Genomic DNA, 25,139 nt, shown 5'->3' on the forward strand with positions numbered 1-25,139 from the left:
TCCTGCCATTCGTCAGGCAGGCTCGGCCTCCGGCTGCGACTGGCGGACCTGTGCGCGGGCATGCGCCTTCGCCGAGGCGACGGTGGCGCGATAGTGCACCAGCGGAGGCTTGACGCCGTGGGCGGTGAGCAGCTTGCGCATCTGTGGCGACGCGCCGGCGATGTAGAACAGGACGCCCTGTCTGGCCGCTTTGTGCGCGACGCCTTCCAGCACGTTGGCGCCGGTGGAATCCACCAGCGGAATGCCGGAACAGTCAAGGATGAAGGTTTTCGGCTGATCCGCGATCCGGTCGAGCACGCTGCCGACCGTTGAGGCCGCGCCGAAGAAGAATGCGCCCGAGATGCGGTAGACGACGGTATCGGGATCGCTGGCGGCTGCCGCATCATAGGCATCGCGCTCGCCATTGGCGGTGTCGGCAAGGTCTTCCGCCATGAAGGGCGCTTCCGCCTCGACCTCGACCGACTTGGCCATGCGGTCGATGAACATGAGCGCGCCGAGCGAGAAGCCGACGACGATGCCGGTGGTCAGGTCGCGGAAGATCACCAGCCCGAACGTGATGAGCAGCACTGCCGCATCGCCCCGCGAGGAACGGATCAGCGCGCGGAAAGCCGGGCGTTCGATCATGTTCCACGCCACCACGGCCAGAACGCCGGCCAATGCCGCCAGCGGAATGTAGCTGGCGAGCGGGGCTGCCAGCAGCATGAAGGCCAGCAGGAACACTGCATGCAGCATGCCCGAGACCGGGCCATGCGCGCCGGCGCGCACATTGGTGGCGGTGCGGGCGATGGTGCCGGTCACGCAGATGCCGCCGAACAGGGCCGAGCCGATATTGGCGGCGCCCTGCGCCACAAGCTCGCAGTTGGAGCGGTGGCGCCGCCCGGTCATGCCGTCCGCCACCACGGCGGAAAGCAGCGATTCGATGGCGCCCAGCAGAGTGAAAGCGACCGCATCGGGCAGCACGGCCAGCACCTTTTCCACGCTCATCGCCGGCAGGGTGGGGCTCGGCAGCATCGAAGGGATGCCGCCGAAGCGGGTGCCGATGGTCTCGACATCGAGGCCGGCCGCGACCACCGAAGCGAGCGCGACGGCAATCAGCATGCCCGGCCATGACGGACGCCAGCGTTTCAGGCCGACGATCACGGCGATCGTCAGCGCCGCGATCGCCACCGCGCCGGCATTGACGGTCGGCGCGGCATTGAAAAGCGCCATCAGCTTGGGGATCAGGTCGCCCGGCTCCTTTTCCGTCAGCGTAAGCCCGAACAGGTCGGTCAGCTGGCTGGCGAAGATGATGACGGCAATGCCGGCGGTGAAGCCGACGGTGACGGGATAGGGAATGAACTTGATATAGGTGCCGAGCCTGAGCCATCCGGCCGCCGCCAGCAGCACGCCCGACATCATAGTTGCCAGCACGAGGCCGTCGACGCCGTGGCGGTCCACCGTGGACGCCACCAGAACGATGAAGGCGCCGGCCGGACCGCCGATCTGGAACCTGCTGCCCCCGAGCAGCGAGACGAGGAAGCCGCCGACGATGGCCGTGAACAGGCCTTTTTCGGGACCGACGCCGGAGGCGATGGCGATCGCCATGGAAAGCGGCAGCGCCACGATGGCGACGGTCAGGCCCGCGATGGCGTCGGCCTTGAACTGGGGAAGGTGATAGCCTTCCCGCAGCACGGTCACCAGTTTCGGCGTGAAAAGCTCCCGGAAGGACGGGTTGCTGGATTGGGGACGCTGCCTCGATCTCCGGCGCTGTTTCATGTCTCGGCCTTCGCTCACACCGTTGCGTGGCGGCACTGTCGGCATCGGAATGATCGCCGGCCGCCGTCGCGACCTGTTTGCCGATCCGCAGGAAGGCTGCGGCAAGAGCGTTTCCGGGAAAAGTGGACACACCTTTCCGGTTCGCAAACGCGCCAGAACAAGACCTGAAGCCGTTCAGCGGTTCCGTGAAACGCTGAACGGTCCTAGCGGGTCCGCAGGCGCACGCCCCGTCCGCCGCGCTCGCTGGGCTGGTTTTCGCCGATGAGTTCGACTCCGGCCTCTTCGAGCGCCTGAATCACCTTCATCAGCGTGTCCACCACGCCCCGGACCACGCCATCGCTGGCTTCCATCCGCTGGATGGTCGGAAGCGAAACCCCGGCCCGCTCTGCAAGCGTCTTCTGGTCGATGCCGGCGAGTGCTCGCGCGGCGCGCATCTGCGCTGCTGTGATCACCGGCACAGTCTCCCGTCTGGATCTGCAATATGAATATATGATACTTTCATTGTGATGTGTCAAACATCATTATGAATGTTTGAAACATTATTGCCGGAAGCGGCGGCGGAGCCACCGTTCGGCTGTATCAGCCGCGCCGCCATCCACCACAGCATGGCCCATGCGAAACCGGCGCACCAGCCGGCCATCACGTCCGAAGGCCAGTGAACGCCGAGATAGAGGCGCGAAATGCCGACCAGCAGCGATACGAACACCGCCAGCGACAGGATGTAGATGCGCGTCGCCTGATTGTGTGCGGTCTGGCTGGCCAGTGCGCCGAGCGTCAGATAGACGAGCGCCGAGATCATCGCATGTCCGCTGGGGAAGGACAGCGAGCTTTCCTGCATCAGATGCGGCACCACATCGGGGCGGGGACGGTCGATGCCGGTCTTCAGCAGGGTGGCCACGATCTGCCCGCTCGCCACGGCGGCGATGACGAAAAGTCCGCTAGCCGGCCTGCGCACCACGAAGAAATAGAGCGCCGTCGCGGCTGTGATAAGCGTCAGCACCGCGGCGCTGCCGAGGGCGGTGATGTCGCGCACCATCTTGGGCAGCCATGCGGGTCCGACCGGCACGTCGGGATGACCCTCGACGCGGAACCACAGCAGGATCTCGCTGTCCAGGGCGTGCGGGGCCCGGTCCGTGGCGATCTCCATCAGTTCCAGGAAACCCCATAAGCCGCCCGCGACGATGACGCCGGCCAGCAGCATCGGCAGTTCGATCCGTCCGATGAGAGCGGTGATCGGCTTCATCCTGACTTTTCCCTGTGCATTTCCTTTGCCGGTTTGTTTCCGAAAGTGGTGCCGGCGGTCAAGGGTCGGGGACAAGAATTGTCCGCTGGAGCAGTTCCAGCAAAAGCGCGAAGTGATCTTGCGTCCGGAACTGCGTCAAAACAAAGAGATAGAGCATTGGAGGTGAACCTTTCTCACCAGAAACGCTCTATGTTCTCAGGCGATAGCCTGTCCGGAAGATCCATGCGACGACGGCCACGCAGGCGAGCAGGAACATCAGCGTCATGCCGAGGCTTAAGCCCAGCGACACGTCGGCCTTGCCGAAGAAGGCCCAGCGGAAGCCGCTGACGAGGTAGACCACCGGGTTGAACAGCGTGATGGTGCGCCAGATGCCGGGCAGCATGTCGATCGAGTAGAAGGAGCCGCCGAGGAAGGTGAGCGGCGTGACGATGAGCAGAGGCACGAGCTGCAACTGCTCGAACGTGCCGGCCCAGATGCCGATGATGAAGCCGAACAGCGAGAACGTCACGGCCGTGAGGATGAGGAAGGCAAGCATCCAGAACGGATGTTCGATATGCAGCGGCACGAACAGCGACGATGTCGCCAGTATGATCAGGCCAATGGCCGCTGATTTGGTCGCCGCCGCCCCGACATAGGCAATGACGATTTCCAGATAGGAGACAGGCGCCGACAACAGCTCGTAGATGGTGCCGACGAATTTCGGGAAATAGATGCCGAAGGATGCGTTGGAGATCGACTGGGTGAGCAGCGACAGCATGATCAGCCCCGGCACGATGAAGGCGCCGTAGCTGACGCCGTCGATCTGGTCGATGCGCGAGCCGATGGCCGCGCCGAAGACGACGAAGTAGAGCGAGGTCGAGATGACCGGCGAAATGACGCTCTGCATGAGAGTGCGCACGGTGCGCGCCATCTCCACGCGATAGATGGCCCAGATTGCGTGATGGTTCATGACGCCTTCCTGACCAGATTGACGAAGATTTCTTCAAGCGAGCTGTTGACCGTGTCGAGATCGCGGAAAGCGATGCCGGCAATTTCGAGGTCGCGCAGCAGCGAGGCGACGCCGGGCCGTTCGCTCTGGTTGTCGTATGTATAGGTGAGCGCACTGCCATCGGCCGACAGTTCGAGCCCATAGCCGGCCAGCGCCTCGGGCACAGCATCGAGCGGCTGGCGAAGCTCAAGCCGCAACTGCTTGCGGCCGAGCTTGCGCATCAGCTCCGCCTTGTCCTCGACCAGCACGATCTCGCCGTGGTTGATGACGCCGACGCGGTCGGCCATCTCCTCGGCCTCCTCGATATAATGCGTGGTCAGGATGATGGTGACACCGCTTTCGCGCAAACGGCGCACCATCGCCCACATATCCTGCCGCAGTTCCACATCGACGCCGGCGGTCGGCTCGTCGAGAAACAGGATGCGCGGCTCGTGCGCCAGCGCCTTGCCGATCATCACGCGCCGCTTCATGCCTCCGGAAAGGGTGATGATCTTGGCGTCGCGCTTGTCCCACAGCGAAAGATCCCTGAGGATATTCTCGATCAGTGTCGGGTTCGGCGGCTTGCCGAACAGCCCGCGGCTGAAGGTGAGGGCGGAGCGAACGGTCTCGAACGACTCCACGGTCAGCTCCTGCGGCACCAGTCCGATCAGCGAACGGGCCGTGCGATAGTCGCGGTCTATGTCGGCTCCTTCTACTGTCACAGTGCCGGAGCTGCGGTTGACGATGCCGCACACGATCGAGATCAGCGTCGTCTTGCCGGCGCCGTTGGGGCCGAGAAGCGCGAAGATTTCGCCGTGCCTGATGTCGAGATCGATATGCTTCAGGGCGCTGAAGCCGCTGGCATAGGTTTTCGACACGCCGGATATGGAGATGGCTGGCTGCATGAAGATCGCTTCGGACTGGAAATTTTTTCTGGCTGCCCGAATGTCGGTGCGCTGCCGGCAAAGTCAATGCGCCTGCTGACATTTCCCGACAGGAGGCTGTGGCGAAACGCGGGGGTTGTCTTTCCCATGCCAATGCACACTTAGTTGATGCCCACCTGGTTGATGACCATTTTGTTGATGACCGGCACAGAGAAAACGGAGTCCGAGCGAATGACACGAAAGATCGTCCCGACACTGCTTGCAGCTGCATTTGTGGCCGGAGCAGGCTTCGCCCCCGCCTATGCGCAGGACAACGACAGGGCCCCGCCGCAGAATGCGCTGAAGCTTTCGGAGATCATCGCCAAGGTCGAGCAGCGCGACGGCTTTCGCTACATCGACGAGATCGAGTGGGATCGCGGGCTCTATGAGGTGACCTATTACACGACCGACAAGGCCAAGGTCGAAATCCGCTTCGATCCGATCACCGGCGAACCGAAATAAAGGCGGATATCGCCTGATCACGGCCTGATGCGGGCAGGAGCTTTGCGCTCCTGCTTGCCGAGGGATGGTCCGCCTGATAAAGGCCGCGACTATGACCACACCCCTCGATCACATTCGCAACTTCTCCATCGTCGCCCATATCGACCATGGCAAGTCCACGCTAGCTGACCGCCTGATCCAGATGACAGGCGGCATGGACGCGCGTGAGATGGCCGGCCAGCAGCAGGTTCTCGATAATATGGACATCGAGAAGGAGCGCGGCATCACCATCAAGGCGCAGACCGTGCGCCTGAATTATCGTGCGAAGAATGGTGAGGACTACATCCTCAACCTGATCGACACGCCCGGCCACGTCGACTTTGCCTATGAGGTATCGCGCAGCCTTTCGGCCTGCGAAGGCTCGCTTTTGGTGGTGGATGCTTCGCAGGGTGTCGAAGCGCAGACGCTCGCAAACGTCTATCAGGCCATCGACAACAACCACGAGATCGTCGTGGTGCTGAACAAGATCGATCTGCCGGCCGCCGAGCCCGAGCGCATCAAGGAACAGGTCGAGGACGTGATCGGCCTCGACGCTTCCGAGGCGGTGATGATCTCGGCCAAGACCGGCATCGGCATCGAGGACGTTCTGGAAGCCATCGTCAACAAGCTGCCGCCGCCGCGGGAAGGCGATCGCACCGCGCCGCTCAAGGCGATGCTGGTCGATTCATGGTACGATTCCTATCTGGGCGTCATCGTTCTGGTGCGCGTCATCGATGGCGTACTGAAAAAGGGCCAGACCATCCGCATGATGGGCACCGGCGCGAAATATCCGGTTGAACGCACCGGTGTGTTCACGCCGAAGATGCTGAATGTCGACGAGATCGGCCCGGGTGAATTCGGGTTCATCACCGCCTCCATCAAGGAAGTGGCCGACACCCGCGTCGGTGACACCATCACCGAGGATCGTCGCCCGACGACGACACCGCTGCCGGGCTTCAAGCCGGCGCAGCCGGTGGTGTTCTGCGGCCTGTTCCCGGTCGATGCCGACGATTTCGAGGATCTGCGCTCCGCCGTCGGCAAGCTGCGCCTCAACGATGCGTCCTTCTCCTATGAAATGGAGACATCCGCCGCGCTGGGCTTCGGCTTCCGCTGCGGCTTCCTCGGCCTGCTTCATCTGGAGATCATTCAGGAGCGGCTGGAGCGCGAATTCGACCTCGACCTGATCGCCACCGCGCCAAGCGTCGTCTACCGCATGGTGATGAACAATGGCGAGGTGAAGGAATTGCACAACCCGGCCGACATGCCGGATGTCGTGAAGATCGCGCATATCGAGGAGCCGTGGATCCGCGCTACCATCCTGACGCCGGACGATTATCTCGGCTCGATCCTCAAGCTCTGTCAGGACCGTCGTGGCGTGCAGGCCGATCTCTCCTATGTCGGCAAGCGCGCCATGCTGGTCTACGAATTGCCGCTCAACGAAGTGGTGTTTGATTTCTACGATCGCCTGAAGTCGATTTCCAAGGGCTATGCCTCGTTCGACTACCATCTGACGGACTATCGCGAGGGCGATCTGGTCAAGATGTCGATCCTCGTCAATGACGAGCCGGTCGATGCGCTGTCCATGCTCGTTCACCGCTCGGCGGCGGAAAAGCGCGGCCGTGTGATGTGCGAGAAGCTGAAGGAACTGATCCCGCAGCACATGTTCAAGATCCCGATCCAGGCGGCCATCGGCGGCAGGATCGTGGCGCGCGAGACCATTTCGGCTCTGCGCAAGGACGTGACCGCCAAGTGCTATGGCGGCGACGCCACCCGCAAGCGCAAGCTTCTGGAAAAGCAGAAGGAAGGCAAGAAGCGCATGCGGCAGTTCGGCAAGGTCGACATTCCGCAGGAAGCCTTCATCCAGGCGCTCAAGATGGGCGACTGACGCCTCGTCATGCGCGCACTTGTCCAGCGGGTCAGTGAAGCCAGCGTCACGGTGGATGGCGAAAAGGTCGGAGAAATCGGCACCGGCCTGCTGGTGCTGGTCTGCGCCATGCAGGGCGATACGGAGGCACAGTCTGAATGGCTGGCGCGCAAGGTCGTCAATCTGCGTATCTTCCGGGACGAACAGGACCGCATGAACCGCTCGCTTCCGGATGTGGGCGGCAGTGCGCTCATCGTCAGCCAGTTTACGCTGGCGGCCGAGACCAGAGGCAACCGGCCGGGCTTCTCAACGGCTGCCGCGCCCGACGACGGCAAACGGCTCTACGAGCATTTTTCTGCTGCCGTTGCGGCACATGGCGTGCCTGTCGCCAATGGCGTTTTTGGCGCGGACATGAAGGTCGCGCTGGTCAATGACGGCCCGGTGACGATCTGGCTGGACAGCGAGCGCTGACGGCGATTTTCCCGCAAAACCGGCATCTGAGCCAAATCAATCGCCCTTCTGAGCCAACCCCGTCATTGACCCTTCGCGCCCTTTCGTGTCAAAGCCGGGCCCGATTATGTTGCACTGCCGCAACGGGCCCTTATGTGGAGGTTTGGGAATGTCGGATCGCATCGAGATCGCCGGGCTGCGCGTCGCGCGCGTACTGCACGACTTCGTAGCTGACGAAGCACTGGCTGGCAGCGGGATCGATGCTGAGAAATTCTGGACCGGCGTATCGGCGATCGCTCACGATCTGGCCCCCAAGAACCGCGAGCTGCTGCAGAAGCGCGAAGACCTTCAGGCAAAGCTCGACCAGTGGTACCGTGAAAACGGCGCGCCGAACGATCTGGAGGCCTACAAAGCTTATCTGAGCGAGATCGGTTATCTGGTGCCGGAAGGCCCGGCGTTCGAAGTCACCACCGCCAATGTCGATCCCGAGATCGCCGAGGTGGCCGGCCCTCAGCTCGTCGTTCCGGTCATGAACGCGCGCTATGCGCTCAACGCCGCCAATGCGCGCTGGGGTTCACTCTATGATGCGCTTTACGGCACCGATGCGATTTCCGACGCCGATGGCGCGGAAAAGGGCAAGGGCTACAATCCGAAGCGTGGTGCGAAGGTCATCGCATGGGGCCGCAATTTCCTCGATGGAAGCGCGCCGCTGAAGACCGGCTCGTGGGCTGATGCTGGTGCCCTCTCTGTGAAGGACGGCCAGCTGGTGGTCGGCGAGATCGCCCTTGCCGATCCGGCCCAGTTCGCCGGCTATCGCGGCGAGGCATCCGCGCCTTCGGCGGTTCTGCTCCGCAGGAACGGGCTCCATGTCGAAATCGTCATCGACCGCGACAGCGTGATCGGCAGGGACGACAAGGCCGGCATTTCCGATCTGGTGATCGAAGCCGCGCTCACCACCATTCAGGACTGCGAGGATTCGGTCGCCGCCGTCGACGCCGAGGACAAGGTCGTCGTCTATCGCAACTGGCTCGGCCTGATGAACGGCAACCTCGCCGAGGAAATCGTCAAGGACGGCCGCACCTTCACCCGCCGTCTCAATGGCGACCGCACCTGCACCGCGCCCGATGGCGGCGAACTGGTGCTGCCCGGCCGATCGCTGATGCTGGTTCGCAATGTCGGCCACCTGATGACCAACCCGGCCATCCTGCTGCGCGACGGCTCGGAAATTCCGGAAGGCATCATGGATGCGGCGATCACTGCCCTGATCGCGCTCAACGATGTCGGGCCGAAGGGCCGCCGCGCTAACAGCCGCACCGGCTCCATGTATGTGGTCAAGCCCAAGATGCACGGGCCGGAAGAGGTGGCCTTCGCCGTCGAGATATTCGATCGCGTCGAGGACCTCGTGGGCATGGCCCGCAACACCATCAAGATGGGCATCATGGACGAGGAGCGGCGCACCACCGTGAACCTCAGGGAGTGCATCCGCGCCGCCTCGGCGCGCGTGGCCTTCATCAACACCGGCTTCCTTGACCGCACCGGCGACGAGATCCACACCTCCATGGAAGCCGGCCCGATGATCCGCAAGGGCGACATGAAGCAGGCGGCATGGATCGGTGCCTATGAGGCATGGAACGTCGACACCGGCCTGCAGTGCGGCCTGTCCGGCCATGCGCAGATCGGCAAGGGCATGTGGGCGATGCCCGACATGATGGCGGCGATGCTGGAGCAGAAGATCGCCCACCCGAAGGCGGGCGCCAACACAGCATGGGTGCCGTCGCCGACCGCCGCCACGCTGCACGCCACCCATTATCATCAGGTCGACGTTCATGCCGTGCAGGATACGATCCGCAGCCGTCCGAAGGCGAAGCTCGACGATCTGCTGACGGTTCCGGTTGCCGTTCGTCCGAACTGGACGCCGGAAGACATTCAGCTCGAACTGGACAACAATGCGCAGGGCATCCTCGGCTATGTGGTGCGCTGGATCGATCAGGGCGTCGGCTGCTCCAAGGTGCCGGACATCAACGATGTCGGCCTGATGGAAGACCGCGCAACGCTGCGCATTTCCTCGCAGCACATCGCCAACTGGTTGCACCATGGCGTGTGCAGCGAGGAACAGGTGATGGAAACGCTGAAGCGCATGGCCGCCGTGGTCGATCGCCAGAACGAAGGCGATCCGCTCTACCTCCCGATGGCGCCGGACTTCGAAGCCTCCATCGCCTTCAAGGCGGCGTGCGATCTGGTATTCAGGGGGCGCGAGCAGCCGAGCGGCTACACCGAGCCTCTGCTACACAAGCGTCGCCTCGAACTGAAGGCGAAGCTGGGGAATGACGCCTGAGCCACGGCTTGTGGCGGGCCTCGTCTTGCGCTAGAGCAATTGCAGTAAAAGTGCGAAGCGCTTTTTGCGTCGGGAATTGCGTCAAAACAAAGGGTTGGCGCATTTCCACGCTTCGGAGAAAAGCGGAAATGCGCTAGCCCCTGCACATCATGATCGTTCTTGCCATCGACTGCTCCGCCGGCCTCTGCGCCTCCTGCGTCTGCGATACCGGTTCGGATACGGAGCTGGGGCGCGAGGTTCGTGATCTGGGCAAGGGCCACGCCGAACACCTGATGGCCGTGATCGATGCCGCGCTCGAACGGGCCGGCCGGACTTTTGCTGATCTCGATGCCGTTGCCGTATCCATCGGTCCCGGCTCCTTCACCGGCATACGTGTCGGCGTGTCGACCGCACGCGGTCTGGCGCTGGCCCTCGGCCTCCCCGCAATCGGCGTGACCACGCTGGAAGCGCTGGCGGCGGAAGCCGCGCAGCAGTTTCCCAGGCGGGCGGTGCTTGCCGCCCTCGATGGTGGCCGCGGCGAAATTCATGCCGCCCTTTACGACGCCCAGTTGCAGCCCCTGTCAGGCCCGGCGGTGATGTCGGCGGAGGCGGCTGCGCGTCTTGGCGGACAGGCCAACGCCGTTCTGGCCGGAGCCGCAGCGGCACAGCTCTCCGATGCGGCGGATATGGTCTTCGACAGCGCAGTACCGGAGCGCACCGCCGACATTGCTGTTTATGCGCGGCTTGCCGCGAACAAGGGGGCGGGCGAAAAGCCGCGCCCGCTTTATCTGCGCGACGCCGATGCCAGGCCGCAGGCCGGCTTCGTGCTGCCGCGCAACGGTTTATGACGGCTGGGGGGCCGGGAGGAGAGACTTTCGCATGCGCATACCCTTTCTGTCATCGCTGCGCCGGGAATATGCGTTGCAGCCCCTGTCGCCGGAAGAAAGCGGAGCTGCCGCCGCTTTGCATCGCGAAGGTTTCAGCCGCCCGTGGACGGATGAGGAATTCATCTCGCTTCTGGGGCAGGACACCGTGTTCGGGTTTGCCGCGCGCGCCGTGGGTCGGGGCAGGGGCAATCCGGTCGGCTTCGTGCTGGCCCGGCTTGCCGCAGGCGAGGCCGAGATCCTGACCATCGTGGTGGCGCGCGCACACCGCCGCTACGGCCTCGGCTGGCAGCTCATGGACGCGGTGCTGCGCGAGCTTCACGCCCGCCGCGCCGAAGCGCTGTTCCTCGAGGTGGACGAGACCAATCCTGCAGCCGTCGGGCTCTATCGCCGCCTCGGCTTTGTGGAGGTCGGCAAGCGGCCAAACTATTACCAGACGCCGGGTCAGGCACCGACCAGCGCGCTCGTCATGCGCCGCGATCTGCGCCGATGAAGCGGGTGCCGTTCACATGATCGCACGGATCAGGATCGCGCTCGCGCTTGTCTTTGTCGGGATCGCGACGCTGATTCTGGCGCCCTTGCAACTGGTTGCCATGAAGACGGGGCTGTGGCGGGAAACCGTCATCCTGAGGCTATGGCACCGCGTCGTCCTGCGCGGACTGGGAATACGGGTGCATGTGACCGGCCAGCCGGCAGCGCGGCGCCCGCTACTCATCGTCGCCAATCACATTTCATGGACCGACATTCCGGTTCTGGGCGCGATTGCGGATGTTCGCTTCATCGCCAAGGCCGATATGCAGACATGGCCGCTGGTCGGTTTTCTGTCGAGCCTGCAACGCACCGTCTATATCGAGCGCGAAAGACGGCGCAAGTCCGGCGATCAGGCCGGCGAGATCGCGCTCCGGCTGGTCAACGGCGAGGCCATGGTTCTGTTCGCCGAAGGCACCACCAGCGACGGCAACATGATGCTGCCCTTCAAGAGCACGCTGTTTGGCGCGGCCACCATGGCGGTTGCCGAAGGAGCAGCAAAGGAAGTCGCCATCCAGCCGGTGGCCATTGCCTATACGCGCCTGCACGGCATGCCGCTCGGCCGCCGCTTCCGGCCTCTGGCAAGCTGGATCGGCGATCAGGATCTCGCCTCGCATGCCCGCGACCTCATAGCCAGCGGCGCGATGGATGTGGAAGTGCGTTTTGGCGAGCCGGTGATCTTCGCCGCCGGCGACAACCGCAAGCAGGCGGCGCGCACCGTGGAGGAGAGGGTGCGCGAGCAGTTTGCCGCAGCCCTGCGCGCGCCGGAAGGGTCGCGCCCAAAGCCGTAGATTCAGCCGGGTTTTGCTGGTAGAAGCCCGCCGATGGAACAGACGACAACGCTCCCGACCGAAAAGGGCACGCCGAAGAAGGTCTTCGTCAAGACCTATGGCTGCCAGATGAATGTCTACGATTCGCAGCGCATGACTGATGCGCTGGCCGCCGATGGCTATGTGGCGACCGAAGTGATCGAGGACGCCGATCTGGTGCTGCTCAACACCTGCCATATTCGCGAGAAGGCGGCGGAGAAGGTCTATTCCGAACTCGGCCGCATCCGCGAAATGAAGGCCGAGCGCGAGATCAATGGCGGCGAACTGGTCATCGGCGTCACCGGCTGCGTGGCGCAGGCCGAAGGCAGCGAAATTTTGCGCCGCTCGCCGGCCGTCGATCTGGTCGTTGGCCCGCAGACCTATCATCGCCTGCCTGATGTGCTGGCAAAGGTCCGCAACGGCGAGAAGGTCGTCGAGACGGAATACGCGATCGAGGACAAGTTCGCGCATCTGCCGAAGCTGCAACGTGCGGCGGTGGCGAAGCGTGGCGTTACCGCTTTCCTCACCGTGCAGGAAGGCTGCGACAAGTTCTGCACCTTCTGCGTGGTGCCCTATACGCGCGGCTCGGAAGTCTCGCGCCCGGTTGCCCAGATCGTGGCGGAAGCCGAGCGGCTGGCCGATGCCGGCGTTCGCGAAGTGACGCTGCTCGGGCAGAACGTCAACGCATGGCATGGCGAAGGGCCGGATGGTTCCGAATGGGGCCTTGGCCGCCTGCTGTTCCGGCTGGCGGAAATCCCGGGCCTTGCGCGCCTGCGCTACACCACCAGCCATCCGCGCGACATGGACGACGACCTGATCGCCGCCCATCGCGATCTCGGCGCGCTGATGCCCTATCTGCACCTGCCGGTGCAATCCGGGTCGGATCGCATCCTCAAGGCGATGAACCGCCGCCATACGGGTGCCGACTATCTGCGCCTGATCGAGCGCATTCGTTCGGCCCGTTCCGACATCGCCATGTCGGGCGATTTCATCGTCGGGTTCCCCGGCGAGACGGAAGCCGATTTCGAGGACACGCTGAAGATGGTGCGCGAGGTTTCCTATGCCTCGGCCTTCTCGTTCAAATATTCGCCGCGCCCCGGCACGCCGGGCGCGGAGATGGGCGGCCATGTCGACGAGCCGGTCAAGGACGAGCGCTTGCGGCGGCTTCAGGCGCTGCTCAATGAACAGCAGCAGGCGTTCACCACTTCGATGATCGGCCGCACCATGTCCACGCTGATCGAGAAGCCCGGCCGCCAGCCGGGACAGAAGGTGGGCCGCTCGCCCTGGCTGCAGCCCGTTATTGTTGATGAAAAGGTCGCCGAAATCGGTGACATTATTGACGTGCGAATCACGAAGACTGGCTTCAACAGCCTGTTCGCCGACCCGGTCTGATCGCGGATAACCCGTATGATCCGGCCCCGGCAGATCTGGAGAGACGGTTGAGCGCAACCGACCTGACGAATACGAGCCCCGATGCCACGTCCGGTAACGGCCCATCTTCCAGCGCCCCGTCAGGGGCTTCAGATATGGCCCACATCGTACTCACCTTTGATAACAACAAGCTGGCCGGCGCCCTGTATGGCCAGTTTGACGAAAATCTGGCGCGGCTGGAGCAGAAGCTCGGTGTCGATATCCGCTCGCGCGGCAACCAGCTGAGCATTCGTGGTTCTGCGGTGGCGGCCGAGCAGGCGCGCCGGGCGCTCGACAGCCTCTACGAGATTCTCCAGAAGGGCGCCGATATCGGCCAGTCCGATGTCGATGGCGCCGTGCGCATGGCCGTTGCGGCCGACGACCAGCTGGTGCTGCCCACCATGGAGCGCAAGGGCAAGATGTCGGCCGCGCAGATTTCCACCCGCAAGAAGACCATCTATGCCCGCTCGCTCAATCAGGACGCCTATATGCGGGCTCTGGAGCGCTCGGAACTGGTCTTCGGCGTCGGGCCTGCCGGCACGGGCAAGACCTATCTGGCGGTGGCGCATGCCGCCATGCTGCTCGAACGCGGCATGGTCGAGCGCATCATCCTGTCGCGGCCTGCGGTGGAGGCGGGCGAGCGGCTTGGTTTCCTGCCGGGCGACATGAAGGAGAAGGTCGATCCCTATCTGCGGCCCCTCTACGATGCGCTCTACGACATGATGCCGGGCGACAAGGTGGAGCGGGCGATTGGTGCAGGCGTCATCGAGATCGCGCCGCTGGCCTTCATGCGCGGGCGCACGCTCTCGCATGCCGCCGTCATCCTCGACGAGGCCCAGAACACCACCTCCATGCAGATGAAGATGTTCCTGACGCGTCTTGGCGAGAATTCGCGCATGATCGTCACCGGCGATCCGACGCAGATCGACCTGCCGCCCAATACGAAATCGGGCCTTGTGGAGGCGCTGCGCGTGCTGGATGGCGTTTCGGGTGTCGTCACCGTGCGCTTCAACGATGTCGACGTGGTTCGCCATCCGCTGGTGGCCGAAATCGTCAGGGCCTATGACCGCGACGGCAAGGTTTCGCGCGGTCTGGGCGTGGAAGGCTGACGCGCCGCATGTCCATCAAAGATTGCGATCCGGCGGCGTCCGCGCCGCTTCCCGTGGATATAGACCTGTTGCTGGAGGCAGGCGACTGGCCGCCAGAGAGCGAGCTTATGGGGCTCGTGGAACGTTCCGTCGGCGCTGTTCTCGATGAATTGCAGCCGGGCTGGACTGGGCAGAGCGAACTCAGCGTCGTCTTCTGTGACGATGCCCGCATTCAGGAACTCAATGCCCAATGGCGGGGCAAGGACAAGCCGACGAACGTGCTGTCATTTCCCGCATTTGAGCTGGAAGAAGATATCCAGCCCCCGATGCTTGGCGATATCGTAATGGCGGCCGAGACGGTCCTTCGCGAAGCGGAACTGGAAAACAAGCCGCTCGCCAACCATATCAGTCATCTTCTTGTGCATGGATTTCTGCATCTTCTCGGATACGATCACGAGAGCGATGAAGAGGCCGAGGAAATGGAAGCTCTGGAGCGACGGGTTCTGGCAAGGCTTGCCATTCCCGATCCCTATGCGTAATTACGTTTTTGAGAAACTGACCGGACGACGATGAACGACACGCCAAATACTGCCCGGCACAATGATGCAGGCAGCGCTCGGGACCTGCCCGAGAATCCGGACGAGGACCCCAGTCCGAGTACCGTAACCGGCAGCCAGCCGCATGAGGCCACGCCTGCCGGACCCGGGCTTGTCCAGAAGTTCAAGGCCCTGTTCAGGCCGCGCAACGGCACCAACCTGCGCGAAGAGATCGTCGACGCTCTTGCCGAGGCCGGTGCCGATGGCGAGGCATTTTCGCCCGGCGAAAGGGCGATGCTCAACAACATATTGCGGCTGCGCGAAGTCCGCGTCGAGGACGTCATGGTGCCGCGCGCCGATATCGAGGCGGTCGAGCTTGGCACCACGCTGGCGGACCTGATGACCGTGTTCGAGCAGTCTGGCCACTCGCGCATGCCTGTCTATTGCGAGACGCTGGATGATCCGCGCGGCATGGTCCACATCCGCGATCTGCTCGGCCACATCACGCGCCTTGCCCGCGGCAAGAAGCGGCGCACGACTCGCAAGACCGCCCCGACCGCTGCTCAGCTCGACCTCTCTCAGGTCGATCTTTCCCGCACCATCGGTGAACTCAATCTCATGCGCCCGGTGCTGTTCGTGCCGCCGTCCATGCTGGCCTCCGACCTGATGGGTCGCATGCAGGCAGCGCGTATCCAGATGGCTCTGGTCATCGACGAATATGGCGGCACCGACGGTCTGGCCTCGCTGGAAGACATCGTCGAGATGGTCGTCGGCGACATTGAGGACGAGCACGACGACGAGGAAGCGCTGATCACCAGGGCGGGCGACGGCGTGTTCATTGTCGACGGCAAGGCCGAGATCGAGGACGTGCAGGCCATGATCGGCAAGGACTTCGCGCCCGGCGAGCATGGCGAATCCGTCGATACGATCGGTGGCATGATCTTCAACACGCTTGGCCGCGTGCCGGCTCGTGGCGAGGTGGTTCAGGCCGTCCCCGGCTTCGAGTTCCATGTTCTGGACGCCGATCCGCGCCGCATCAAGCGCGTGCGGATCGTGCAATTGTCCAAGGGCGAGCGCCGCAAGCGCGTAATACGGGCGGAGCAGGCCTGATCGGGCGGGCTGTAGCGGGTTTCTGTACAACTGTAGCGTTTGGCCTGCGGACTCGCGCCTGCTAGGTTGATCTGTGATTCGCGTTGATCGGAAGGTCTCATGCAACGCCTTGCCGGCCGGATAGTGCTGCTTTGGGGATGGCGGCGGGCGCTGGTCGCCTTCCTCGCCGGGGTGTTTGCCGTTCTGGGGCAGGCCCCCTATGATTTTCCGGCAGCCTGCTTCATCTCCTTTCCCATTCTGGTCTGGCTGCTTGATGGCACCACCGGCGACGCCACCGTCAGTCGCATCGGGCGCCTGAAACCTGCCTTTGCGGTGGGCTGGTGGTTCGGCTTCGGCTACTTCCTCGGCGGCCTGTGGTGGATCGGCACGGCCCTTTTGGTCGAAGCCGAGAGCTTTGCGTGGGCGCTTCCCTTCGCCATGATCGGCATTCCGCTGCTGCTTGCCTTCTTCTATGGGCTGGCGGCGGCAATCGCCCGCGCGATGTGGGGCAGCGGCATCGGCCGGATCGCCGCCCTTGCCGCAGGCTTTGCGATCGCCGAGTGGCTGCGCGGTTTTCTCTTCACCGGCTTTCCGTGGAACGCCATCGGCTATGCCGCCATGCCGGTGCCGATGCTGATGCAGAGCGTTTCGGTGATGGGCATGGACGGCATGAACGCGCTGGCCGTATTCGTCTTCTCGATGCCGGCGCTTCTGGTGGACAAATCAGGCCGGCGCCTGGGGGCGGCGCTGTTCGCGCTTCTGCTGATCTCGCATGCGGGGTTCGGTTATTATCGGCTTACCAAGCCGGTTGCCGAAGCGTCTGAATATCTTCAGGTGCGGATCGTCCAGCCGAATGTCGACCTTTCTGAAAAATGGGACAAGGAAGTCAGGGACCGCATCTTCGCGTCGCTGATCGAATTGTCGGCGCGGCCGCCGGCGCAAGGGCAGGCGCGGCCGCAGCTTATCATCTGGCCTGAAACGGCCGTGCCCTTCCTGTTCACCGACCGTCCCGACGCTTTGACCGCGCTGGGTGAGGTCTTGCAGGACGGGCAGTTGCTGGTGGCCGGCATCGTGCGCGAAGAAGCGGCGTCGGGGCCGGGAACCCGCACCCGCTATTACAATTCTGTCGTTGCGATCGACGACAGGGGCGAAATCGTCGATGCGGTCGACAAGGTGCATCTGGTTCCGTTCGGCGAGTACATCCCCTTCGCCGATCTCTTCGCTTCGATCGGCATCGACCAGCTTGTCGCCGGGCCGATGAACTTTGATGCCGGCAACCAGCGCAGGGATATTTCCCTGCCGGGTGGCGTCAAAGCCTCGCCCTTCATCTGCTACGAGGTGATTTTCCCCGGGCTGGTGGCCGCCGATTCTGCGTCCGCGGACATCATGATCAATGTCACCAACGACGCGTGGTTCGGCAACACGCCGGGCCCTTATCAGCATTTCCGGCAGGCCCAGCTGCGTGCCGTCGAGACCGGACGGCCGTTGTTGCGGGCCGCCAATACAGGCATTTCCGGAGTTGTCGGACAACGTGGCATCGTCGTCGACGGGCTGGCGATCGGCACTCAGGGAATAATTGATTCTCGCATTCCCATTTACCTTGCGGAAACCATAACTGAGCGCCAGCGTCGCATAAATGGCATAATTCTGGTGATGCTTCTTGTGATCGGTGCCTTTGTCGTGAATGTAAGGCAGAGCCTACGAACGAATTGACTCGTCATATATTAGAATTTCATATTCTATTGAGACTACTTTCTTGTGCTAGGTTCACGGACCCATTCGTGCCATGTGCGGGCCGAAAAAGTAAGGCGTTTAAATAACGAGATGCCGGAGGAATTCGGCGAGGAACGAATGGCGGATCAGAGCAAAAAGAAGCCTAACCCGATCGATGCGCATGTAGGCGCCCGCATACGAATGCGCCGTAACATGCTGGGCATGAGCCAGGAGAAGCTTGGCGAGAGCCTGGGGATTACCTTTCAGCAGATTCAGAAATACGAGAAAGGCACCAACCGTGTAGGCGCAAGCCGCCTGCAGGCGATCGCGTCGATCATGGAAGTGCCGCCGGCGTTTTTTTTCGAGAACGCGCCGACCGATGAAGCGACATCGGGTGGCGGTTTCGCGGAAGACGCCTCCATGACATCCGTAATGGATTTCTGTTCCAGCGCCGAGGGTATTCAGCTCAATCGGGCATTCGCCCGTATTAACGACCCCAAGGTTCGCCGCAGGATCGTGGAACTGGTGAAATCCCTTTCTCCCGACGATACCGACAAATAAGTGCTGCCGTTCGCGGCCTGAGGGAAAGTCCTTCCCCGAGGGCATTCCCATAGCTTGACGACTCGCGCGCCACCCCGCTAACACGTTGCGCGCCATATCGACGCAACGCCGGGCACGGAGCTTCGGCATTTCCAGAGGGGACATCCCGTGAGCCGTCAGAACTATCTCTTCACTTCGGAATCCGTGTCCGAAGGCCATCCCGACAAAGTCTGTGACCGCATTTCCGATGAAATCGTCGATCTCGTTTATCGCGAGGCGAAGAAAAGCGGCATGGACCCCTGGAAAGTGCGTGTGGCGTGCGAGACGCTGGCCACCACGAACCGCGTGGTGATCGCAGGCGAAGTACGCGTGCCTGAAACGCTGCTGAAGAAGGACAAGGACGGCAGGATCCTCGAGGACGCTTCGGGTCACGCCGTGATCAACCCTTCGAAGATCCGCGCTGCCGCCCGTAAGGCGATCAGGGCGATCGGCTACGAGCAGGACGGCTTTCACTGGAAGACGGCGAAGATAGACGTGCTGTTGCATGGCCAGTCGCCGGATATCGGTCAGGGCGTCGACAATGCCGCCGACCGTCAGGGCGAAGAAGGTGCTGGCGATCAGGGCATCATGTTCGGTTATGCCTGCCGCGAGACGCCGGACCTGATGCCGGCACCGATCTACTACAGCCACAAGATCCTCGAACTGCTGGCCGCCGCCCGCCACAAGGGCGAGGGCGATGTCGGCAAGCTTGGCCCCGATGCCAAGAGCCAGGTGACCGTCCGCTATGAGAACGGCAAGGCTACGGAAGTCACCCAGATCGTGCTTTCGACCCAGCATCTCGACGAAAGCTGGGATTCGAAGAAGGTTCGTCAGGTCGTGGAACCCTACATCCGCGAGGCGCTGGGCGACCTGAAGATCGCCGCCGATTGCAACTGGTACATCAACCCGACCGGCAAGTTCGTCATCGGCGGGCCTGACGGCGATGCCGGCCTCACCGGCCGCAAGATCATCGTGGACACCTATGGCGGTGCCGCGCCCCACGGCGGCGGCGCATTCTCCGGCAAGGACACCACCAAGGTCGATCGTTCGGCTGCCTATGCCGCGCGCTACCTTGCCAAGAACGTCGTTGCCGCCAAGCTTGCCGACCGCTGCACCATCCAGCTTTCCTACGCCATTGGCGTTGCCCAGCCGCTGTCGGTCTATGTCGACCTGCACGGCACCGGCAAGGTCGAGGAATCGGTTCTGGAAGAGGCGCTGCGCAAGGTCATGGACCTGTCGCCGAGCGGCATCCGTCGTCACCTCGATCTCAACAAGCCGATCTACGCCAGGACCTCGGCCTATGGCCATTTCGGCCGCAAGGCCGGCCGCGACGGGTCGTTCTCCTGGGAAAAGACCGATCTGGTGAAGGCACTCCGGGAGGCGGTTTCCGCCTGAAAGGGATAGTCGAAGCCGTGTCTGCCGAAGCGACCAGACCCAGCCGCACAAGCGAGGCGTTCTTCGGCCGGCGCAAGGGCAAGCCCCTGCGCTCCGGCCAGACGGATGCGCTCGCCTCCGGGCTCGAAACGATGGGGCTGGATTTGTCCCGCCCCGCGCCTCAGGACCTGCGCCAGCTTTTCACCGCGCAGGTCGAGCATGTGCGGCTTGAAATCGGCTTCGGCGGCGGCGAGCATCTCCTGCATGAGACGGCGACCCACCCCGATGACGGCTTCATCGGGGTGGAGCCCTTCGTCAACGGCATGGCCAAGATGACGGCGGCGCTGGAGCGCCAGCCGCTGAACAATATCAGGCTGTTCAACGAGGACGCCACGCTGCTGCTCGACTGGCTGCCTGTGGCGTCTCTCGACGGGATCGATCTGTTCTATCCCGATCCCTGGCCGAAGAAACGGCACTGGAAGCGCCGTTTCGTCAATGCCGCCAATCTCGATCGCTTCGCACGGGTGCTGAAGCCGGGCGGACGTTTCCGCTTCGCTTCCGACATCGATACCTATGTGAACTGGACGCTGCTGCATTGCCATGCGCATACCGCTTTTGAGTGGAAGGCCAGCGAGGCGGCCGACTGGCACACGCCCTATGAGGGCTGGCCGGGCACCCGCTATGAGGCGAAGGCCCTGCGTGAGGGCCGAACGCCCGCCTATCTGACGTTTCTGCGCGCCTGAAATCCTTTCCGTCCGCCTGCATCTTGGACCTTAGGATGAGGGTGCTTGCGCCCTTTTGCATCTGATGCCAACTTGTCGGTCGAGGCTCAGCGATGAGCCGGCCGGCACGGGAGCCGGCAGATGTCAGCCTGCCATGAGGCAGGCTACAAGGGAGGAAATCCAGTGAAGCAGTTCGTGTGGGCATCCATCATTGCCGGCGCCATGGCCATGCCGGCGATGGCCGAGGATTACAAGATCATGGCTCCGGCCGCACCCGGGGGCGGCTGGGACCAGACAGCGCGCTCCATGCAGGCTGCGCTTCAGGACGAGAAAATCTCCGGCAGCGTTCAGGTGCTGAACGTGCCGGGTGCCGGTGGCACCATCGGCCTGGCCCAGTTCGTCAACCAGTCATCCGGCGACCCCTCACAGCTCATCGTGGGCGGCTATGTCATGGTCGGCGCGATCCTGACCAACGGATCTCCGGTCACGCTCGATCAGGTGACCCCGATCGCGCGGCTGACGGGAGAATATGAGGCGATCGTCGTTCCCGCCGCATCCGAGATCAAGGACATGGCCGGGCTGGCCGAGAAGCTGAAAGCCGATCCGGGCAGCGTTTCGTGGGCGGGCGGCTCCGCAGGCGGCACCGATCACATCACGGCCGGCCTGATCGCAAAGGCTGTGGGTGTCGATCCCACCAAGGTCAACTACATCGCTTTTGCCGGTGGTGGCGAGGCGCTTGCCGCCATTCTGGGAAATCAGGTCACCGTCGGCATTTCGGGCTATGGCGAGTTCGCTTCCCAGATCGAAGCCGGCACGCTGCGCATCATCGGCATTTCCAGTGACGAGCGGGTCGAGGGCATCGATGCGGCGACCTTCAGGGAAGGCGGCGTCGACGTGTCGATCCAGAACTGGCGCATGGTGGCGGCAGCTCCCGGCATCACCGATGAACAGAAATCCGCTATCCAGTCCGATATCGAGAAAATGGCCAAATCCGAGAGCTGGCAGAAGACTCTGAAGGACAAGGGATGGGCCGACACCTATCTGGCCGGCGATGCCTTCGTCGAGCAGTTGAAGAAGGACACCGACGACACCACGGCCATTCTTAAAGACATCGGTCTCGTCAAATGAGCGACATGGGTTCGCGTAACCTCCGGCGCCGCCCCGACAAGGCGGCGCTGGGCATAGCCGCCGTCCTTGCCGCCGTGGCGATAGTGATCGCGTGGAGCACATCGCTGTCGAGCGCAGTTGCGGGTTACTCGCCGGTCGGCCCCAAAACCTTTCCCTACATAATTGCAGGCGGCCTGTTCATCCTCTCGGTGTTCACCGCCATAGAGGCCATGCGGGGGCATTTTCCGCAGCGCGAACCGCAAAATTTCCCGCCTATGCTTTGGGTTCTCGGCGGCCTGGTGGCGCAGATGCTGACCATGAAGACGATAGGCTTTTCGATCGCCACCGGCTTTCTGTTTGCCGCTACCGCCCGCGCCTTCGGCAAGGGACAGATGTGGATCACCTTTCCCGTCGGCGTGGTTTTCGCGCTGCTGGTGTGGCTGATGTTCGCCAAGGGGCTGCAACTGACCTTGCCGGCCGGTCCTCTCGAACGCCTTTTCTGAGCGGAGAGCGACATGGATACATTCAGCCTGCTGGGTCAGGGCCTCATGGTGGCCATGGATCCTGCCAACCTGCTCTATGCGCTGATCGGCGTCACGCTTGGAACCGCGGTCGGCGTCCTTCCGGGCATCGGACCGGCGCTCACCGTGGCGCTGCTGCTTCCGGTGACCTACAAGCTCGACCCTGCCGGATCTCTCATCATGTTCGCCGGTATTTATTATGGCGGCATGTATGGCGGTTCGACCACCTCGATCCTGCTCAACACGCCGGGCGAAAGCGCTTCGATCGTCACGGCGCTGGAAGGCAACAAGATGGCCAAATCGGGCAGGGCGGGGCCAGCACTTGCCACGGCGGCCATCGGCTCTTTCGTGGCCGGGCTTCTCGCCACGCTGGGCCTCGCCTTCATCGCACCTTCCGTTGTGAAATTCGCCCTTTCCTTCGGGCCTGCGGAATATTTCGCGCTGATGCTGCTGGCCTTCATGACCGTTTCGGCCGCTTTTGGCGAATCGACCCTGCGTGGCCTGACCTCGCTGTTCATCGGTCTTGCACTTGGCCTGATCGGTATCGACCAGCTGACCGGGCAGGCGCGGCTCACTTTCGGCATGCCCAACCTGTTCGACGGCATTTCCGTCACCACGCTGGCGGTCGCGCTGTTCGCCATCGGCGAAACCTTCACGGTCGTTGCCCAGCGCAACATGGGTGAGGAAAAGGTGGAAACGGTCAAGGGCTCGGTGTGGATGAGCCGCGAGGACTGGCGCCGCTCCTGGATACCATGGCTGCGCGGCACCGCCATCGGCTTCCCGATCGGGGCCATGCCGGCGGGCGGTGCGGATGTCTCCAGCTTCCTTTCTTACTCGGCTGAAAAGAATTTCGCCCGGCACCCCGAAGAGTTCGGCAAAGGGGCGATCGAGGGGGTTGCCGGTCCGGAGGCCGCCAACAACGCATCGGCTGCCGGCACGCTTGTGCCGCTTCTGACGCTTGGCCTGCCGACGACGGCTACCGCGGCCATCATGCTGGCCGGCTTCCAGCAGTTCGGCCTGCAGCCCGGCCCGTTGCTGTTCGCCACAAACGCCCCTCTGGTGTGGGGCCTGATCGCCAGCCTGCTGGTGGCCAACTTCATGCTGCTGGTGCTCAACCTGCCGCTGATCGGCCTGTGGGTGAAGCTGCTTTCCATACCCAAGCCGTGGCTCTATGCGGGGATTCTCGTGTTCGCCACGCTCGGCACCATCGGCGCCGATGGCTCGACCTTCTTCATCGGGCCGGTGCCGGTGTCCTTCGGCCTTCTGCTTTTGATGCTGTTCGGCATTCTTGGCTACGGGCTGCGCCGCTTCGGCTACCCGATCGCGCCGGTTGTGGTGGGCCTCATTCTGGGGCCGATGGCGGAGAAGAGCCTGCGTCAGGCTTTGCAGATAAGCCAGGGCGATCCGGCGATCCTGTTCCGCTCATGGATCGCCATATTGCTGTGGGTTCTGGCGATCCTCGCGGTGGCGCTGCCGCTTTATCTGCGCGCCAAAGGCAAGGGCAAGGTGCTTGCCCAGTTTGCGACCGACGAGGATTGAGCAAGGCAGGAACCGGAAAGCAAAAAGGGCGTCAGCAGGGGCGCCCTTCATCTTATCGGCCTGTCGCGAACAGAGTTGCTGTTCAGCCGTCAGCTGAGACGGATCTGGCCGAACTGCTTCGGGTCGATGCCCAGCTTACGCAGGTGGCGTGCTTCCGGGGCAACGCCGCGCTCGACGGCACTGGCTGCGGCGACCGCGCTTCCCATCATGCCGAGCAAGGTACCGAGCCGGTTGAACGGCTTGTAACGGTTCATTTCTTTATCCTTTGCTGCATCGCATTATCTTGATCCTTTGCTGCATCGCATTATCTTGTTGTGCGATGCAGCATACATATAGGACGCGAATCCGGGTGCTTCCATGGCATGTAGCGCATGTGTGGCCTGCGTCTGCCGCACGTCTCATGCAAATCGGTGGTGGCTCGCGCCCGCTATTGAACCCGGTGCCGACTTCGGTTATATAGCGTGCAAATTCTTGGTCGGTATGACGAAGAGTGGGTCCATCCGGTCCCGCTCTTTTTTGTTACCTGCCGGCCTTCGGATCAGGAATCATATGACGGCAAGCGAAGTTTTCGGCGACGACCGCCCCGACCGCGACAACGGTGATGATCGCATCATCCGTGAGAGCGGCATTGATGCGCGCATTGCGGCGATCATTCTGCCGGTGATGCGCGGCATCGGCTTTCGTCTGGTGCGCGTGCGACTGTCGGGCCAGAATGGCCTCACCCTTCAGATCATGGCCGAGCGTGAAGACGGCACCATGACCGTGGAGGACTGCGAGGAGCTGAGCCGCGCCGTCTCGCCGGCGCTCGATGTGGAAGATCCCATCGAAAAGGCGTATCATCTTGAAGTGTCGTCGCCGGGTATCGACCGGCCGCTGGTGCGCAAGGGCGATTTCGCCACCTGGCTCGGCCATCTGGTGAAGATGGAGACCTCGACCCTGGTTGCCGAGCGCAAGCGCTTCAGGGGTCGGATCACCGAGGTGAACGACGAAGGCATTCTGGTGCTGCGCGATGTGCCCGCCTATGGCGAGGAGCCTTCGGTGCAGGTGCCTTTCGATACGATTGCCGAAGCGCGCCTGATTCTGACCGATGACCTCATCCGCGATGCGTTGTCGAAGGACAATCGCGCCCGCAAGGAAGCGAAGAAGAATCAGGACGAAACCGACGAGGCGTTTGATGAAGACGACGCCGAAGACGGAAACGAACACGAAGCGAATTGAACCGTCGCGAAGAAGCGGCCCGGTTC

The 25,139-nt window shown here is 62.9% G+C and carries 25 protein-coding genes; 19 read left to right on the top strand and 6 right to left on the bottom strand.

Features of this window, described 5'->3' with window-relative positions:
- Window positions 1-12: 12 nt before the first annotated feature.
- From MIC97_RS15550 to MIC97_RS15570, 5 genes are all read right to left on the bottom strand, one after another.
- Window positions 13-1,755, bottom strand: a complete 1,743-nt coding sequence (locus MIC97_RS15550) for a SulP family inorganic anion transporter (protein ID WP_239800764.1) — start codon at window positions 1,753-1,755, stop codon at window positions 13-15.
- A 203-nt stretch (window positions 1,756-1,958) separates the two neighbouring features.
- Window positions 1,959-2,207, bottom strand: coding sequence for a helix-turn-helix domain-containing protein (locus MIC97_RS15555; RefSeq protein WP_183827914.1), 249 nt, complete (start codon window positions 2,205-2,207; stop codon window positions 1,959-1,961).
- A 59-nt stretch (window positions 2,208-2,266) separates the two neighbouring features.
- Window positions 2,267-2,998: a phosphatase PAP2 family protein gene (locus tag MIC97_RS15560; RefSeq protein ID WP_239800765.1), complete on the bottom strand. Its 732-nt coding sequence runs from the start codon at window positions 2,996-2,998 to the stop codon at window positions 2,267-2,269.
- A gap of 187 nt (window positions 2,999-3,185) precedes the next feature.
- On the bottom strand, window positions 3,186-3,947 hold the full coding sequence (locus MIC97_RS15565) for an ABC transporter permease (RefSeq protein WP_239800766.1): 762 nt from the start codon (window positions 3,945-3,947) through the stop codon (window positions 3,186-3,188).
- Window positions 3,944-4,870 (bottom strand): ABC transporter ATP-binding protein, encoded by a 927-nt coding sequence (locus MIC97_RS15570; protein ID WP_239800767.1) that lies wholly within the window; start codon window positions 4,868-4,870, stop codon window positions 3,944-3,946. The genes MIC97_RS15565 and MIC97_RS15570 overlap by 4 nt, the downstream gene beginning before the upstream one ends.
- Before the next feature lie 210 nt (window positions 4,871-5,080).
- Between MIC97_RS15570 and MIC97_RS15575 the strand changes: the two genes are divergently transcribed.
- The 18 genes from MIC97_RS15575 to MIC97_RS15660 all read left to right on the top strand — a co-directional run bounded on the left by MIC97_RS15575 (window position 5,081) and on the right by MIC97_RS15660 (window position 23,895).
- Window positions 5,081-5,350, top strand: coding sequence for a PepSY domain-containing protein (locus tag MIC97_RS15575; protein ID WP_239800768.1), 270 nt, complete (start codon window positions 5,081-5,083; stop codon window positions 5,348-5,350).
- Window positions 5,351-5,441: 91 nt separating this feature from the next.
- Window positions 5,442-7,253, top strand: a complete 1,812-nt coding sequence (gene lepA, locus MIC97_RS15580) for a translation elongation factor 4 (RefSeq protein WP_239800769.1) — start codon at window positions 5,442-5,444, stop codon at window positions 7,251-7,253.
- Between the two features lie 9 nt (window positions 7,254-7,262).
- Entirely contained in the window at window positions 7,263-7,703 is a 441-nt protein-coding gene (gene dtd, locus MIC97_RS15585; protein WP_239800770.1) for a D-aminoacyl-tRNA deacylase, read from the top strand.
- A 148-nt stretch (window positions 7,704-7,851) separates the two neighbouring features.
- The gene (locus tag MIC97_RS15590; protein ID WP_239800771.1) at window positions 7,852-10,017 is read left to right on the top strand and encodes a malate synthase G; all 2,166 of its coding nucleotides are present in this window, start codon (window positions 7,852-7,854) and stop codon (window positions 10,015-10,017) included.
- Between the two features lie 149 nt (window positions 10,018-10,166).
- Entirely contained in the window at window positions 10,167-10,844 is a 678-nt protein-coding gene (gene tsaB, locus MIC97_RS15595; RefSeq protein WP_239800772.1) for a tRNA (adenosine(37)-N6)-threonylcarbamoyltransferase complex dimerization subunit type 1 TsaB, read from the top strand.
- 31 nt (window positions 10,845-10,875) lie between these two features.
- Complete coding sequence (locus MIC97_RS15600; RefSeq protein ID WP_239800773.1) at window positions 10,876-11,373, top strand: N-acetyltransferase; 498 nt, start codon at window positions 10,876-10,878, stop codon at window positions 11,371-11,373.
- Between the two features lie 16 nt (window positions 11,374-11,389).
- Window positions 11,390-12,199, top strand: a complete 810-nt coding sequence (locus MIC97_RS15605) for a 1-acyl-sn-glycerol-3-phosphate acyltransferase (RefSeq protein WP_239800774.1) — start codon at window positions 11,390-11,392, stop codon at window positions 12,197-12,199.
- Between the two features lie 33 nt (window positions 12,200-12,232).
- Window positions 12,233-13,609: a tRNA (N6-isopentenyl adenosine(37)-C2)-methylthiotransferase MiaB gene (miaB, locus tag MIC97_RS15610; protein WP_239800775.1), complete on the top strand. Its 1,377-nt coding sequence runs from the start codon at window positions 12,233-12,235 to the stop codon at window positions 13,607-13,609.
- Between the two features lie 134 nt (window positions 13,610-13,743).
- A complete protein-coding gene (locus MIC97_RS15615; RefSeq protein WP_239800776.1) occupies window positions 13,744-14,736 on the top strand; it encodes a PhoH family protein in 993 nt (330 codons plus the stop codon).
- Between the two features lie 8 nt (window positions 14,737-14,744).
- Complete coding sequence (gene ybeY / locus MIC97_RS15620) at window positions 14,745-15,254, top strand: rRNA maturation RNase YbeY (RefSeq protein WP_239800777.1); 510 nt, start codon at window positions 14,745-14,747, stop codon at window positions 15,252-15,254.
- Between the two features lie 30 nt (window positions 15,255-15,284).
- Window positions 15,285-16,361 (top strand): hemolysin family protein, encoded by a 1,077-nt coding sequence (locus MIC97_RS15625; protein ID WP_239800778.1) that lies wholly within the window; start codon window positions 15,285-15,287, stop codon window positions 16,359-16,361.
- Between the two features lie 99 nt (window positions 16,362-16,460).
- The gene (gene lnt, locus MIC97_RS15630; RefSeq protein WP_239800779.1) at window positions 16,461-18,053 is read left to right on the top strand and encodes an apolipoprotein N-acyltransferase; all 1,593 of its coding nucleotides are present in this window, start codon (window positions 16,461-16,463) and stop codon (window positions 18,051-18,053) included.
- Window positions 18,054-18,191: 138 nt separating this feature from the next.
- A complete protein-coding gene (locus tag MIC97_RS15635) occupies window positions 18,192-18,614 on the top strand; it encodes a helix-turn-helix transcriptional regulator (RefSeq protein ID WP_239801164.1) in 423 nt (140 codons plus the stop codon).
- 147 nt (window positions 18,615-18,761) lie between these two features.
- A complete protein-coding gene (gene metK / locus MIC97_RS15640) occupies window positions 18,762-20,027 on the top strand; it encodes a methionine adenosyltransferase (protein ID WP_239800780.1) in 1,266 nt (421 codons plus the stop codon).
- Between the two features lie 17 nt (window positions 20,028-20,044).
- Window positions 20,045-20,749 carry a tRNA (guanosine(46)-N7)-methyltransferase TrmB gene (trmB, locus tag MIC97_RS15645; RefSeq protein WP_239800781.1) on the top strand — a complete coding sequence of 235 codons (705 nt, stop codon included), beginning with the start codon at window positions 20,045-20,047 and terminating at the stop codon, window positions 20,747-20,749.
- 162 nt (window positions 20,750-20,911) lie between these two features.
- Window positions 20,912-21,856 carry a tripartite tricarboxylate transporter substrate-binding protein gene (locus tag MIC97_RS15650; RefSeq protein ID WP_239801165.1) on the top strand — a complete coding sequence of 315 codons (945 nt, stop codon included), beginning with the start codon at window positions 20,912-20,914 and terminating at the stop codon, window positions 21,854-21,856.
- Entirely contained in the window at window positions 21,853-22,338 is a 486-nt protein-coding gene (locus MIC97_RS15655; RefSeq protein ID WP_239800782.1) for a tripartite tricarboxylate transporter TctB family protein, read from the top strand. Before MIC97_RS15650 ends, MIC97_RS15655 begins: the two co-directional genes overlap by 4 nt.
- A 12-nt stretch (window positions 22,339-22,350) precedes the next feature.
- Window positions 22,351-23,895 (top strand): tripartite tricarboxylate transporter permease, encoded by a 1,545-nt coding sequence (locus MIC97_RS15660; RefSeq protein ID WP_239800783.1) that lies wholly within the window; start codon window positions 22,351-22,353, stop codon window positions 23,893-23,895.
- A gap of 89 nt (window positions 23,896-23,984) precedes the next feature.
- On the opposite strand, the gene MIC97_RS15665 is transcribed toward MIC97_RS15660, so the two are convergent.
- Window positions 23,985-24,149, bottom strand: a complete 165-nt coding sequence (locus MIC97_RS15665; protein WP_239800784.1) for a hypothetical protein — start codon at window positions 24,147-24,149, stop codon at window positions 23,985-23,987.
- A gap of 295 nt (window positions 24,150-24,444) precedes the next feature.
- Between MIC97_RS15665 and rimP the strand changes: the two genes are divergently transcribed.
- The gene (gene rimP / locus MIC97_RS15670; RefSeq protein ID WP_239800785.1) at window positions 24,445-25,113 is read left to right on the top strand and encodes a ribosome maturation factor RimP; all 669 of its coding nucleotides are present in this window, start codon (window positions 24,445-24,447) and stop codon (window positions 25,111-25,113) included.
- Window positions 25,114-25,139: the final 26 nt, after the last annotated feature.

The organism is Aquamicrobium sp. NLF2-7 (genome assembly GCF_022359935.1).
GTDB lineage: Bacteria > Pseudomonadota > Alphaproteobacteria > Rhizobiales > Rhizobiaceae > Mesorhizobium > Mesorhizobium lusatiense.

What these genes read in the sequence shown, in the direction of transcription:
- MIC97_RS15615 (WP_239800776.1), top strand. Translation starts at nt 13,744, where the DNA reads ATGGCCCACATCGTACTCACCTTTGATAACAACAAGCTGGCCGGCGCC.
- miaB (WP_239800775.1), top strand. Translation starts at nt 12,233, where the DNA reads ATGGAACAGACGACAACGCTCCCGACCGAAAAGGGCACGCCGAAGAAG.
- lnt (WP_239800779.1), top strand. Translation starts at nt 16,461, where the DNA reads ATGCAACGCCTTGCCGGCCGGATAGTGCTGCTTTGGGGATGGCGGCGG.
- rimP (WP_239800785.1), top strand. Translation starts at nt 24,445, where the DNA reads ATGACGGCAAGCGAAGTTTTCGGCGACGACCGCCCCGACCGCGACAAC.
- tsaB (WP_239800772.1), top strand. Translation starts at nt 10,167, where the DNA reads ATGATCGTTCTTGCCATCGACTGCTCCGCCGGCCTCTGCGCCTCCTGC.
- MIC97_RS15655 (WP_239800782.1), top strand. Translation starts at nt 21,853, where the DNA reads ATGAGCGACATGGGTTCGCGTAACCTCCGGCGCCGCCCCGACAAGGCG.
- lepA (WP_239800769.1), top strand. Translation starts at nt 5,442, where the DNA reads ATGACCACACCCCTCGATCACATTCGCAACTTCTCCATCGTCGCCCAT.
- MIC97_RS15665 (WP_239800784.1), bottom strand. Translation starts at nt 24,149, where the DNA reads ATGAACCGTTACAAGCCGTTCAACCGGCTCGGTACCTTGCTCGGCATG.
- MIC97_RS15550 (WP_239800764.1), bottom strand. Translation starts at nt 1,755, where the DNA reads ATGAAACAGCGCCGGAGATCGAGGCAGCGTCCCCAATCCAGCAACCCG.
- MIC97_RS15590 (WP_239800771.1), top strand. Translation starts at nt 7,852, where the DNA reads ATGTCGGATCGCATCGAGATCGCCGGGCTGCGCGTCGCGCGCGTACTG.
- MIC97_RS15625 (WP_239800778.1), top strand. Translation starts at nt 15,285, where the DNA reads ATGAACGACACGCCAAATACTGCCCGGCACAATGATGCAGGCAGCGCT.
- MIC97_RS15605 (WP_239800774.1), top strand. Translation starts at nt 11,390, where the DNA reads ATGATCGCACGGATCAGGATCGCGCTCGCGCTTGTCTTTGTCGGGATC.
- dtd (WP_239800770.1), top strand. Translation starts at nt 7,263, where the DNA reads ATGCGCGCACTTGTCCAGCGGGTCAGTGAAGCCAGCGTCACGGTGGAT.
- MIC97_RS15600 (WP_239800773.1), top strand. Translation starts at nt 10,876, where the DNA reads ATGCGCATACCCTTTCTGTCATCGCTGCGCCGGGAATATGCGTTGCAG.
- MIC97_RS15635 (WP_239801164.1), top strand. Translation starts at nt 18,192, where the DNA reads ATGGCGGATCAGAGCAAAAAGAAGCCTAACCCGATCGATGCGCATGTA.
- MIC97_RS15570 (WP_239800767.1), bottom strand. Translation starts at nt 4,870, where the DNA reads ATGCAGCCAGCCATCTCCATATCCGGCGTGTCGAAAACCTATGCCAGC.
- MIC97_RS15660 (WP_239800783.1), top strand. Translation starts at nt 22,351, where the DNA reads ATGGATACATTCAGCCTGCTGGGTCAGGGCCTCATGGTGGCCATGGAT.
- MIC97_RS15575 (WP_239800768.1), top strand. Translation starts at nt 5,081, where the DNA reads ATGACACGAAAGATCGTCCCGACACTGCTTGCAGCTGCATTTGTGGCC.
- MIC97_RS15565 (WP_239800766.1), bottom strand. Translation starts at nt 3,947, where the DNA reads ATGAACCATCACGCAATCTGGGCCATCTATCGCGTGGAGATGGCGCGC.
- ybeY (WP_239800777.1), top strand. Translation starts at nt 14,745, where the DNA reads ATGTCCATCAAAGATTGCGATCCGGCGGCGTCCGCGCCGCTTCCCGTG.
- MIC97_RS15560 (WP_239800765.1), bottom strand. Translation starts at nt 2,998, where the DNA reads ATGAAGCCGATCACCGCTCTCATCGGACGGATCGAACTGCCGATGCTG.